This window comes from Arthrobacter silviterrae (assembly GCF_011045165.1).
GTDB classification, from domain to species: Bacteria; Actinomycetota; Actinomycetes; order Actinomycetales; family Micrococcaceae; genus Specibacter; species Specibacter silviterrae.
Genome location: NZ_JAAKZI010000031.1, coordinates 18,656 through 31,732 on the forward strand (window position 1 = coordinate 18,656; position 13,077 = coordinate 31,732).

The following is a 13,077-nucleotide window of genomic DNA, read 5'->3' on the forward strand; positions in this document are numbered from 1 at the left end:
TGGAAACATGCGAATCATTGTTCACTCCAGTATCGCCGGGGTAGGATGAGTGCGACGTTAGCCTGGGGGCGTGTTTGGGGTTCTTATCCTGCGCTTCGCTGTTTTCGGGCCAAATCTTTTGGTCCATCGAACCGGAGAAGATTTCATGATTGCACCTTGGATCAGGCTGACCCATGTTTCGTCCCGGTCACTGCCTGGTGGTGCCACTCGTGTTGTGGGTGCGGGGCTGCTCGCTGCGTCCCTGGTCGTTGCGATGGGAACTGTCCCTGCCAGTGCCGCCACCGGGGATCCAGTTCCTGCGCTTTCTTCCACCTCTGCTCCCACGCCGGCAACTGTGGTTTCGAGCCGGGCCACCGATGGGCCGACGGCAGCACCCCAACTTCTCCCGGGGGCCGTGCCTGCCGGGCCCACCACGACAGCTTCACCTACCCCAGTACCGTCCCCGTCCCCGACGCCCACGTCTGCTCCTTCAGCTTCCGAGGTTGGTAAATTCGGCGCTTACATGGGGATAGGTTTGGCCAAGCAGGGCCCGACCCAGCAGAAGCTGCCGGTCGGGGCCACGGCCCAGTCGCTGTTGTCGCCCTCGCTTGCCCAACCCCTCTCGACGGTGGCACCCGCGGGTGTGTTGGGGATGGACGTTAGCGGGTGGCAGACATCCGACGCTGCCCATTCCGTGAGTGATGTCGACTGGGTGGCGCAGTGGAGGCTGGGGGCCCGTTTTGTGTATATCAAGGCCACCGAGGGCACTTCCTTCCGTGACGCGTCTTTTTCCTCCCAGTACACGGGCGCCTCCAGTGTGGGGATGTTGCGCGGTGGCTATCATTTTGCCCGGCCCGATCAGTCCGACGGCGCCACCCAGGCCAACTTCTTCGCCAGCAACGGGGGTGGTTGGAGTGCCGACGGGAAAACGATGCCGCCGCTGCTGGACATCGAAAACAACCCTTATGGGGCCGAATGCTACGGGCTGAGCGCGTCGCAGATGGTGGCCTGGATCAGTTCCTTTTCCCAGCAGGTCCAGGCACGCACGGGCCGCCTGCCCATGATTTACACGAACTATTACTGGTGGCAGGACTGCACCGGGAACTCCACGGCGTTCACCCACCAACCCCTTCACATAGCTGCCTATGGAACGAGTAGTCCGTGGATGCCCGGCGGCTGGGCTAATTACAGTGTGTGGCAGTACAGCTCCACGGGCCCCTTTGCCGGCGACTCGAACACCTGGAACGGTACGCAGGCCAGCCTGAGCACTTTCGCCACCAAGGCCGATTCCCTCTCGACGAATGCGCCGCCAGCCAGCAATCCATCCATACCCTCCACTGCAGATGTGGTCGCAGCCGACAGCACCGGCGTGCTCTGGGACTACCCAGCCAACGGAGCCGGCGGCCTGGGTGTGCGGAAACAAATCGGACAGGGTTGGACAGGCCTGCGTTCCATCACGGTGATTGACTGGAATTCCGACGGTGTCCTGGACCTGCTGGCCCAGTGGAGTGGCGGTTCGTTGTCCCTTTACCGGGGCCTGTTGGGGGGCGGATTTACCGCGCCCCAGACGTTGGCTTCCTCGGGCTGGTCCGGCTACCAGTTGACCGTTGGCTATTGGGCCAACTCGGCCCAGTACCCGCAAATACTGACACGCTCCGACTCGGGCGAGCTGAGGCTGTGGAAGAACGCGTCGGGCAGCGGGATCGATGCCGGAACCCAGATCGGCAACGGTTGGGGGGCCTTGAACTTGGCCATGGTTGATTTCGATGGTGACGGAAACCAGGATTTGCTTGCCCAGGATGCTTCGGGCACGGTGCGCCTCTACCGCTCGAACGGGGCTGGCGGGTTCATGGCGGAGGCCCGGAAAACCGTTGCCACCGGCTGGAATGCCTATACCAGCAACACGGTCTCCAGCGGATTCGCCGCCCCTGGTTCCACCGGCCTGCTCCAACGAGATACCTCAGGCGCACTCAGGTATCTGCCTGTCCCCGGTAATTCAACGTTCGGGGCACCCTCAGTGGTCGGCTCCGGCTGGAATCCTTACTTGATTGCTGGCGGGGAGAACATCAACACAAGCCTCCCAGCGTCGCCGCCGCCGACTATCGTTCCTACCCCGAACCCCTCGATCAAATCAGTCTCGGATGTCGTGAGCGTGGACGGCGCCGGCATACTCTGGCGCTATCCCGTGGTGAACGCCATGCTGGGCGCTGGCACCCAGATTGGTTCCGGATTTACGGGCATCAAGTCGGTGCACGTCACCGACTGGAACGCCGACGGCACATTGGACCTTTTGGTACAGCGCACCAACGGCCAGCTGGTGCTTTACCCCGGGGCAGCGGCGGGCGGTTTCAGTACGCCGGTGACGTTGGCTGCCTCCGGCTGGGCCGGCTACGACCTCACCGTTGGACAGTGGATCCGTGGTGGTAAGTACCCGTCCATCGTGGCCCAGGCGCCCGGCGGTTCCCTCACGTCCTTCACCACCACCAACGGAACGTCGCTAACGGCAGGAACCACCCTGGCCCAGGGCATGACGCGCATGCACCCTGTTATGACCGACTTCGACGGCGATGGCAATGCTGACATCACCGCGATCGACAATATCGGCCGCCTGATACTTTACCGTTCCGACGGCAAGGGCTCCCTGATTTCCGAGACCCGCCCCATTATCGGGTCCGGGTGGAACACCATGACCAGTCTGGGCCCCGCCAACGGCTACACGGCAGCCGGATCCACAGGCTTGTTGGCCAAGACCGCAACCGGGGCGCTCCTCTATTATCCGACGTCCGCGTCCCGTTTTGGCGCCGCATCCTCGATCGCGTCGGGGTGGGCGGGAACAATCGTTGCCGGGAGCCAGACGTTGTCGGCTCGGCAGGCACTGATGGGCGTGAACGATGTTATTTCTGCCGACGCCAACGGTATTCTGTGGAACTCGGCCGCCACGGGCAACGGACAATTGCAGGCACCCTACCCGATCGGGGTGGGATGGACCGGATTGAAGAGCCTGCATGTCCTGGACTGGAACCAGGACGGTATCCCGGATATTTTGGCTCAATGGTCCTCCGGCATATTGACAGTGTATAGGGGTGTGAAGGGCGGGAACTTCATGTCCCCGATCACGGTGGGATCCGGCGGGTGGGCGAACATCCGCATCACGACCGGCAGGTGGGTCTCGGGCCAGCCGTATCCGGGCGTGCTGGGAATCACCGCGACGGGAAACCTGTTTTACTGGGCCAACAATTCCGGCGCGGCGCTTTCGGCCGGAAGCCAGATCGGCAACGGCTGGGGTTCTCTGCGCATCATCATGGTCGACTTCGATCAGGATGGCAGCCAGGACGTGCTGGCTGTGGACGGGCAGGGTGCGATGCGCCTTTACCGGTCCACCGGAAAAGGCAGCTTTATCCCCGAAGCCCGGCCGGTGGTGGGTTCAGGCTGGGCGTCCTTCCGGCAATTTACCGGCGTCACCGGCTTCGCCGGCCCCGGTAGCACTGGAGTTCTGGCGTATTCCTGGGATGGGACCGTTCGTTTTTATCCGATAACGGCACCCCGCACGTGGGGGACACCCAGTGTGCTGAGCCGGCACGTCACTGGAGCCGCGATCGGGGGTTGACCAGCTCCTCTAACCCGGGAGGGTGCGGGAGAAGTCTTCGCACGGTCTTCCGTGCCGGGCCCGGCGGTGGTGGTTAGTTGAAGGGCACCGTGCTTTTAGTGCCGAAGGATCCGGTGTGGATGGGGTAGTAATAGTAGGTGCCGCTGGTCGTGTTCTGCGCGATGATGCCGATGCCGGGGCCGGTGAAATTGTTTGCTGGGGTGATCCCGCGCATGCCGTTCCAGCCGGTACCAACTGTCTTTCGGGTTTCGGAGATGAAGCCACCCCAGCCGTTGCCCCGGTACAGGCGCAGCTGTCCGTTGGGGGATTTGGCCAGGATGTCGTTATGACCGTCCCCGTCGAAGTCCACCATGGTCAAACCCAGCCCGCCCCAGCCGTTGCCGATCTGTGTGGGACTGCCCAGAGTCTGTCCTTGGGGATTCGGCCAGAAATAAAGGTTGCCCAGGTGGCCGTATCCGACGATGCCTGGGTGGGAGGTATGGATGTTCCAATACCCCACAGTCATCACCATGCCACCCCAGCCGGAGGAGGCCAGGAGCGGGCCCCCGGTCAGGCCACCGTTCTCACCCAGGTAGACGTTGAGCCGGCCGCTGTTCCACTGGACGACCAGGTCAAGGCGGCCGTCGCCGTTCCAGTCGGTAATGAATGTGTTCTCGACACCATAGAAGCCGATGCCGATCTGGTAGGGCCGGTCAAAACTGCCGGTCCCGCTGGCCGGGGCGTCCCAGAGGGCGCCGGTCGTATCGGCGGAGATATGATCCCCGTTGTGCATGATGGGCGGCAGCGGGACCAGGACTTGTCCACCGGAAAGCACGGTGGCGGCCCACTGGGTACCCAGGCTGTAGGGACTGGCCCACCCGCCGGTGCTATTGATCGGATAATAGATAGCGGCGCCGGCGGGGGTGACCCCGATCAGGCCCTGGCTGGCAGATCCGGTCAGGCGATGGGCTGGGACGATCTGGTTGAAGCCATTCCACCCTTGGCCGATCTGCTTCCTCACCCCGCTAAGCGTGCCACCGTTCCCCCCATAACTGACATACAGCTCGCCCCGGTAATTCCGGGAAATGATGTCCATCTTCCCGTCGCTGTTCCAGTCGAGCATGGTGATGGAATTGCGGGTCAGGCCGGTCGCCAGGATAGTTCCCTGGCCCAAGGCCCCGGTGGAGGTTGCAGGCCAGTATTGAAGCGTTCCATGCTGGCCCACGCCCACGATACCGGGGTATGTGCTGGCAGTGGACCAGTGCCCGACGGTCAGGTCCAGTTGGTCCCATCCGCTTTTTCCCAGGATTAGCGGGGAACTAAATCCGCCGCCGGGGATTCCCTCGCTGACGCTCAGCTGCCCGTTGGAGTGCTGGATGAGAAGATCGGGTACACCGTCATTGTTCCAGTCGGTGACGAACAGGCCTTTCACCCCGGTCCAGCCGGTCCCAATCACCGTGGGCGTGGCGAAGGTGCCTGTTCCCGTGTTCTGGGAATCCATGAGTTGGCCGGCTGAAGTGACGCTGAGCACGTCATTGACGCTGCTGATAGAGTTCGCGCTCGAGGGGGCGAATGCACTGGTCCCATCGGGTGTACCCAGCCCGGTGGGTCCGTCGTATCCGGGGCCTGCTATGCAAAGGTAGCTGGGACTGCAGGTGCCGTTGCTGCCGGCGAGAACGTCGTTCAGCTGGGCCGGATGGCCATAAGGGTAGGAGACCGGATTGGTTCCCGGGGCCGGGCGCCCTGCCAGGGCGTACGTGCTGGCGATGATCGGGGAGGCGGCACTGGTCCCGCCGAATACTTGCCAGCCCACGCTGGCCCCGTTTGGGGTGGAGTCATAAGCGGCGACCCCGGTGCCGGGGTCGGACACCGCGGAGACGTCGGTCACGGTGCGTCCCGCGCAGCCGGTATCGGTTTGGAAGGCCGGTTTCCCCTCATGCAAGGAGCAGCCGGAACCCGTCCCGCTCCACGCGTTTTCGCTCCACCCGCGTGCGTTCGTGCTCTGGTACAGGCTTGTCCCACCCACCCCTACCACGTCCGGGGAGGAGGCCGGATAGTTGGTTTGATATCCGGCATCCCCCCCGGCCGCCACCACCGCCACTCCGGGGTGGTCGTAGTAAAGGCGATCGTAGGTAGGCGAGGAGGAGTCATCGGTGGCGGCGTAACTGTTGGACACGGTATTCGCGCCCAGGTTCACCGCCGCGTTCACGGCCGTGCCCAGGTCACTGAGCAATGTGGAGTTAGCTTCCACCAACAGGATGCTGCAATTCGGGCAGGCGGCCGAGACCATGTCCAGATCCAAGGAGATTTCCTGTGCCCAGGCGGTATTCACGGCAGGTAAATCGGAAGTCGTCCCGTCCTGGCCGACCTTGGTGAAACATCCGGTCCCGCAGGCCGGTAAACCATACTGGGCGCGGTACACCGCCAGGTCAGCGGCCGCTGTCGGGTCGTCAAAGGCGTCAATGACCGCGACCGTCATGCCCTTGCCCGCCGTGGCAGAAGGCAGCCGGTAAGCGGACTGCAGCTCGGCCGGCGCATACCCTGACGGTGTCGTGGCCTGGGTGCCCAAGGCGGAGTGCACATTATCATCCAGGACCGCCGCGCACGCCGCATGATCCCTGGCCGGGGCCCCGCAGACCGGAGAGTGCCGGTGCCCGGCCAGCTGGGCCGCCACATTCCTGTGCGCGATCTTCGACGGCGGCACCCCCGTCCCCGGGGCAGGAGGAGTGGGGGCGACCGTGGCCGGGGCGGTGGGCGGGCTCTCCGATGCGACGTTAGCCGGTAGAGGCGTCAGGCTGGACGCCGCCTCACTGGCTGTCGGGCCCGACGTGGTGGCCGGTGTCGGCCCAGCTGCGCTGGCCGGCCCGACGGCGGACGCCATCAGGGACAGGACGAGGAGGGAAGCTGCCAGACTGGCCTGCAATACGGTGCGGTTCAAGGATTCCTCAACGTCTTGTGTAGTGGGCACGCGCACGATCGTTCGCGGAGCGGCTGCGGACAACGGTTCCTGGAGAACAGCTCCGGATCGCCCCGGCCCGAGAAACCCAAACACATAATAATATCGGATGTCTCTGGCGAACCTGCCCGCGGACACCCGCGTGCTCCAACGTATTCCTATGCGTTCTCGTGGACACTTACGGACGGCAATCACGTGCATGGGGATTGGACCCAACCGTCCGTCATGGCCTGCCGAACCCATTGCCGCATAATCAATTCAGCTGACCCTCACAGTCCCGACGAATTGCACCACCTAATGGGACTTGACCTTGAAAGTGACAGGCGGCCACTAGCCCGGATTTTTTATGGTGGTTGGGTGGCCGGCCTGGCTGGGATTTGTTTTCCGGTCGGGTCGTTTTCTTGTTTTTGGGCGTATTTGGTGGGCCTGTTGTCGCTGGGTGGGCGTCGGTTTCCACTGGTCCCTGGGGGGGTGTTCTCGTGGTTGGAGGGGCCGGGCCTGGGTTTTCAGGCTGGCGCGGGCAGGCTTTTCGGCGGTGCTTGAGCTGGGCGATGCCGGCCAGGAGCGTGGCGACCGTGGATGTTTCAGGGGACATCTCGGAGATGAGGAGCCAGGTGCGGCGGGCGCGGGTGATGAGTTTCCCGGCGGTCGCGAAGAGCCGGTAGCGCCACCGTTTCACGCCCCAACTTTGGGCGGTGTTGCCGTTGGATAGGATGGCCAGCTGCAGCCAGGAGATGAGATTCATGGCCAGGGTCGCGATGTTTGCCCAGGCCTGGTTGGCATGAAAGTCAAAGAACGGCAGCTTGCCCAGCCCGGTGTTCTTCAACGTCTTGATCCGGTTCTCGCAGCGACCCGGGCGCGGTGGCGGGCATCGAGGGTGGGTCCGTGCCAGCGCGGGGAGTTCGTCAAGAAAGCCGTCAACCGGTGCCCGTCCGCATCCAATAGGGTTGCCTGCGCGCCGGGGTGGAGGGGCTCGGCGCGCAGGTACAGGTTCGTGCCCTCGGGGCAGTCTTCCAGTCCGAGGACGTCTGTGGCGTTGACGACCCAGGCGTCCTCGCGTTCGTTCCCGCCCTGGTTCAGGGCCGGCTGCCAGTAGTGCTTGTCATTGATCCGGGCCACCATGGGCGCCTTCATCACGGGCACCGGGTAGGAGACGCTGAACTGCACGCCCAGGGACGCCAGATGGTGCAGGAATTTGCGTGAGGCCCCGGCACTGTCAGTGCGCACCGGGATCTTCTCCCCGATCAACCTGCCGTCCTCGTCGTAGAACGCGTCGGGCAGCCAGGCGATCGCGGCGGTGAAGATCTTGATGTGGTCCTCCGCGCCTTATGCCGATATCGGCATAAGGCACTGTTGGCCCCGGCATTGCCAGGTCGCAGCAGCTTAGCCAGGACTTCACCACCGCCGTTGCGGGCACCATCCGGGCTAGGGTACAGGCGTGCTGATCGCGGAACCTACAGGGAGCACGGCGGTTCGGAAGTCTTCGATCGTATAGCGCCCGCAACGCACCACACTGGTGTGCGTGGGGCCAACGGCTCGCGGAAGTCGCGGCGCCGGGTGTGTTGTGTCATGGATCACGAACGAGACGTAACGGGTGTTGAAGTCCGTGCGGTCAACGAGCCAGGGATAGGCATTAAAGTGGTCATCCACCTGGATGAGAAGGGATTGGTTGGCGAGGTAGGCCTTGGGCCCGCGTATGGTCCAATAGCGGCCCGCACCCACCCGATTTTGAGCTGAGATCCATCCGTCCACACAGCGGATGCTGCTGTCAATGTCCGCTGACTTTCTAAAGAGCGCAACCCCAAACAAGCCGCAGCACAGCACGACTACCATTGCTAGCGACATCATCACGGCCGGCTTTCGCACCCGCCACAACCGGGGTCGCGACCTTGCTGCTGGCCATCTTGCCCGCACGAGGACGGGAACCAAGACAAGCGTGATTGCGGGGGCATAGAACAGGGGTTGGAGATAGCGCGTCCCCACTGCCCCAAGGGCCACGGCCCCGCACATCGTTATCAACGGGCTCATCCACCCCATGGTGACCACGAGGGCGGCGGCCGAGGATTTCTGCCTGATGAAGTGCCGGGAAAGGATGACGCTTGAGATGATCAATATGAACATCATAACGAGCGAGGCGAAGCCGGAAAGTGATGATGCACGTTCAGTCAACATGCGAACATAATAAATGGCCGTAGACAGTGCCCGTCCGGGTACGGCGTACGCTGACGCGCTCTTGGTAATAAGTCCGGCGAACGGGAGCCTCGCCACGAGCCCGGCTGCCGCCGAAGCCGCGAGGATACACGAGATACTGGCGGTCGTTCGGAATCTCAGCAACCGCGACCACGCCAATACAAGCAATGTTGCCACCAGCGGGATGCACACCCAGCCAAGGTAAAGGGGATTCGAGGCAGTGGAAATGAAAGCAACCGCCGTGAGACCGCACGCTAAACGGATTTGGCATCCGCGGGAAAGCGCCTGGGCTGTAAGCGCTGCCGCGATCCCGATCGTCGCAATCAGTGCTATGACCGTTGCACCGTAGTATGTGGCAGTCGACAGCAAAGACACCAGTTCAAACGTGTCCCAGCGTGGTGAATCATCCAAAAATGCAAACACCACGATTGCGGTGAACGCCAGCAACGCTCCGAACACACGCATCGGGCGTGAGACTTTCGCAACGAGGCCAGCCGTCATTCGCAGTGCAAGGTAAGCGAAGAAAAAGTCGGCCACAGCGAACGCGGTCAATGTCGCTTTGACACTCATGCCCATGAGGGCGATCAGACCGTACAACGCCATTTCAGGAAGGAACAACACCGCCGACAACGCCCAGTGCTGCACCGTTCCCGAACCCCAAATCATGGCCGGAAGGACGGTCTCCGTATCGTAATACAGCATCCAGGACCGTGAGGAGAATGCCATATGCCAGACAGCCACTACGGCGAGCGTCAGCGCAACGAGCACAGCCACTGTTTCAACGGCCAAGGTGTTCCAAACACCCACAGCACCGCGGTGGCTCGTTACGGAAAAAAACGATGAAAGACTTCGTGTCACGCCGTCAGATCGATGTTCGTGCTTGACGCCCAACCTGAATAGTCCCATCGCCGCTAATACTAGCGCCATTCACGACAACGCCGGAACACCATCCCACAATGACCACGATGCTGATTTCCCGCGGCCAGTATTGAGCCGGGCCTGAATTCGGCCTGATTCTCTACTTCTTATTTGCGCGGCTTGGCTATTCGATTGAGTTGCCAGCCTGACTTCTCGGGCTTGACGACGCGGGGTTGGCGCGTTGCCCGCAGGTTGGCAAAAGGGGCACTTCGTGGAATATCTCGCCATTGAATCTGGCGCAGGCATTCCTTTCTCACTCAACGGAAAAAGCCATATGGTTGGCGGGGTTCGCAGCGCTGCCCGGAGTGTGCGCCTGAACGAAAGCCGTGAGAGGCCTCTCTCTAACAGCCCCAGACAGTTTTCATCCGACACGCGCTCATGGGACAAGCCATCAAGACTTGGAAAATGGTCAGGGAAGCAGGGTGAAAGACTTGCTCGATTCTCACGGCCCTGAAATATCCGTAAGATTCCGGTAGAAGATGGGCAATTCGGCCGGAGTACGAAGGTTCGGTCTTTACCAGGAACTACAGTTGGACTGTAGTGTCGGCACGCGGCGGGAGGAGGATGCAAATCATGCCACAACGACGCCTCCCGTTGGTGAACATTGCCCAGTTGAAATCCCTGGAGGATTCCTTGGGAGGAGAAACCTCGATGTCCAGAGCTTTTGTCAGTAACTATGTGGACATGTGGACTGGTCGATTCCAAAGATTGTCCATGGCCATTGTGGCAGAGGACCTGGACGACGCAATAGAAGCGGCACTGAGCCTGTCCACATCAAGCCATATGGTAGGCGCAGAACAACTGGAGAAGAGCAGCGCGGAAGTGATCGCATCCCTGCGGAATGGCAGCCTGCAGCAAGCGTCACTTGCCTTGACCTCGCTGCGCCAGTGCGGCGATCTTACTGTCACCCAATTGGCGGAGGAGTATCTCAAAGGCGCATAGAACGCATCTCATTTTCCAAGCGGTCAGCCATGGGCATTGCTGGACCATTTGCGAGTAAAGCAGGTACGATCGGCCAAATGCCGACGGCGGAAGACCCATAGTAAAACGACATCAACCACTGCCGTTTAGAGACCTCCGCAGAAGCAAGGCGCTCACGGAACGCTGTCCGCATGACAACACCCTAAGAATAATTAGTACCCCCAGCAGATACATAACTTAAGCCCTACCACTTTTTGTCAATTTTCGCAATCTGACCGACCAAATTCAAGGCAGCTTCTAGGTAGCGGGCCCGGCCTAGCTGGCCACCGTGTAAAAAAACGGGCAAACGGCAGCAACTCTGCTTCATTCACGCGTGCTGCCCCCTTGCTATAACGCTCCGCTCCGGCAGCCATGCCGGTCGTTTGGGGATTGTCCACATGAATATATTCAGCACATAACCGGCTCTTCAGATTTGAGGGTGTAGTTTCGGTCTGAATCCGCCGGATTCGAGCAATGATCTCGCGACGTAGTTGGTGAGGTTGCGGAAACCGAGCGCTGAGCCGCGGAGGTGTTCCAGTCTCCCGTTGATTGCCTCGGTTGGGCCGTTGGAGGTGCCGGGTCTGTCGAAGTAGGCGAGCACGTCCGCCGCCCTTCTTTTGAGAGTCCGTCCCAGGGTTTTGAGTTCGGTGAGCGCGGCCGGGATGCCGGTACCGAGTGAGTCAACCACGGCCTGCATCAGCTTCCTTCCCTCGGTGCGGTCGGGTTCCCGGTAGGCGGTGATCATGCGCTGGTAGATGCCCCACGCGGCTTCCACTTCTACATGCGTATCGGTTGCAAAGAGGTCTTCCAATCGCTTTTGTTGTTTCTCGGTGAGCAGCCCAGCTCCGGTGTGCAGGGTTCGTCTGGCTTTGTAGAGCGGATCGCCGGCCCGTCCGCGGTGCCCGCACGTTGCTTGCTGCACCCGGCGCCGGCAGACATCCAGGGCATCCCCTGCCAGGCGGATGACATGGAAGGGATCCATGACCGGGACGGCCTCTGGCAGCTCTTCGGTGGAAGCGCTTTTGAAGCCGGAGAACCCGTCCATGGCTACGACTTCTATCCCGTCCCGCCATGCTTGGGGGCGTGCCTGCAGCCAGGTGGCGAAGACCTGCTTCGAGCGGCCTTCGACCATGTCCAGGAGGCGGGACGGCCCTGTTTTGTCACGGATCGGGGTCAGGTCAATGATGACGGTGACATATTTGTCCCCATGGCGGGTGTGCCGCCAAACATGCTCGTCAACACCAATGACCTTCACCCCGTCAAAACGCCTCGGGTCATCGATGAGCACCCGCTTGCCTTCCGCCAGGACGGCATTGTTGGCGGTATTCCATGAGACGCCGAGTCCCTCGGCGACACGGGCGACGGTGAGGTGTTGGCACACGATGCCTTCCAGCGCCCAGGCCAGTCCGCGGCGGGAGAGCTTCGCCCGCGGCTCAGCTGCTTTCGTGGTGTCTTGCCGCCACACGTGGCCGCATTCGCTGCAGCGGTAGCGGCGAAGCTTGATCAACCCCCTTCCCGCCGGCGGCCATGGTAGACAAGAGTCATCGGCATGAGTGTTTGGCAGACGAGCAGGAGCAGGCACGATGATGATCGTGAACAGCCCCCAGCCGGACGAGGCGGCGTTACGGGCAGGGGAAATACCCTGCCCGGGCTGTTCGGGCCGGCTGCGCCCCCCACGGGCACGCCCGCACCCGCACCGTGCGCGGCTTGGGCGACGCACGGTTGACCGTGCGGCCGCGGCGCGCCCGCTGCCCCGGTTGCGGCCGCACCCAGGTCCTGCTGCCAGCCGCGTTGTCCCTGCGCCGGGCCGACGCCCTCGAGGTCATCGGGACCGCACTGGCGGCCAAGGCCGCCGGCAGCGGGCATCGTCGGATCGCCACCCTGCTGGGCCGGCCCCTCTCGACGGTGCGCCGCTGGCTGAGACGCGTACCGAAAACCCACACCCAGTGGCTATACGAGCAGGTCGTGCAGCACGCTTTCCGCCTCAACCCCGACATCCTGGTCCGCCCCAAACCCTGGCCGACCCTACTCGGCCATGGCTTGAATACCTTGGCCGGCGCGGCCCTGGCCTACTGCCGCCGGGTAGACCCCGAGCTGCCACCTTGGACCGTGATCGGCCACTTCACGCGAGGTAACCTCCTGAGCCTGCCGCTGCGCACCTGAAATAGAGACCAGACCGTGCCCTGCTATGCTCAGAAACAAACGTCACCATGACGACGACGCTCATGACCGCAGCCACATGCCCGGCACCGATGCCGACCACCACGTCACCATGACAACCAAACCCGCCAATCCCATCGTCAATACCAGTGACGCCGCCATCGTCAAATAACGCGACGGGTAACACCGCTTCGAAGGCTGGACAAGTCTGAAGAGTTTTCGCGGTGACAGCTATCCCATTCCGCTGGCAAGCGACAGTTGTGTAAGCCGCGACTATTTGCAGTCGGCGTGCCATTCGGTCTTAGTTTGCGAAGCGGCTGCCCAAGTG

At 62.2% G+C, this 13,077-nt stretch carries 6 protein-coding genes and 2 pseudogenes; 4 read left to right on the top strand and 4 right to left on the bottom strand.

Features of this window, described 5'->3' with window-relative positions; all coding sequences use genetic code 11:
- Positions 1 to 631 precede the first annotated feature (631 nt).
- The gene (locus tag G6N77_RS15500; protein WP_240902282.1) at positions 632 to 3,586 is read left to right on the top strand and encodes a GH25 family lysozyme; all 2,955 of its coding nucleotides are present in this window, start codon (positions 632 to 634) and stop codon (positions 3,584 to 3,586) included.
- Between the two features lie 73 nt (positions 3,587 to 3,659).
- Here G6N77_RS15500 and G6N77_RS19665 read toward each other — a convergent pair whose 3' ends face one another.
- From G6N77_RS19665 to G6N77_RS15515, 3 genes and pseudogenes are all read right to left on the bottom strand, one after another.
- Complete coding sequence (locus G6N77_RS19665) at positions 3,660 to 6,533, bottom strand: FG-GAP-like repeat-containing protein (RefSeq protein ID WP_205678329.1); 2,874 nt, start codon at positions 6,531 to 6,533, stop codon at positions 3,660 to 3,662.
- A 538-nt stretch (positions 6,534 to 7,071) separates the two neighbouring features.
- Positions 7,072 to 7,939: pseudogene (locus tag G6N77_RS15510) on the bottom strand (transposase); the annotation flags it as partial.
- Positions 7,940 to 7,946: 7 nt separating this feature from the next.
- Entirely contained in the window at positions 7,947 to 9,617 is a 1,671-nt protein-coding gene (locus tag G6N77_RS15515; RefSeq protein ID WP_165183080.1) for a hypothetical protein, read from the bottom strand.
- A 585-nt stretch (positions 9,618 to 10,202) separates the two neighbouring features.
- On the opposite strand from G6N77_RS15515, the gene G6N77_RS15520 reads away from it, so the two are divergent.
- Entirely contained in the window at positions 10,203 to 10,571 is a 369-nt protein-coding gene (locus G6N77_RS15520) for a hypothetical protein (protein WP_165183081.1), read from the top strand.
- Between the two features lie 445 nt (positions 10,572 to 11,016).
- Here G6N77_RS15520 and G6N77_RS15525 read toward each other — a convergent pair.
- Positions 11,017 to 12,096 (bottom strand): annotated as a pseudogene (locus G6N77_RS15525) (ISL3 family transposase); the annotation flags it as partial.
- Positions 12,097 to 12,296: 200 nt separating this feature from the next.
- Here G6N77_RS15525 and G6N77_RS15530 point away from each other — a divergent pair.
- Positions 12,297 to 12,752 carry a helix-turn-helix domain-containing protein gene (locus G6N77_RS15530; RefSeq protein WP_205678330.1) on the top strand — a complete coding sequence of 152 codons (456 nt, stop codon included), beginning with the start codon at positions 12,297 to 12,299 and terminating at the stop codon, positions 12,750 to 12,752.
- Between the two features lie 25 nt (positions 12,753 to 12,777).
- Entirely contained in the window at positions 12,778 to 12,921 is a 144-nt protein-coding gene (locus tag G6N77_RS15535; protein ID WP_165183082.1) for a hypothetical protein, read from the top strand.
- The last annotated feature ends 156 nt before the right edge of the window (positions 12,922 to 13,077 follow it).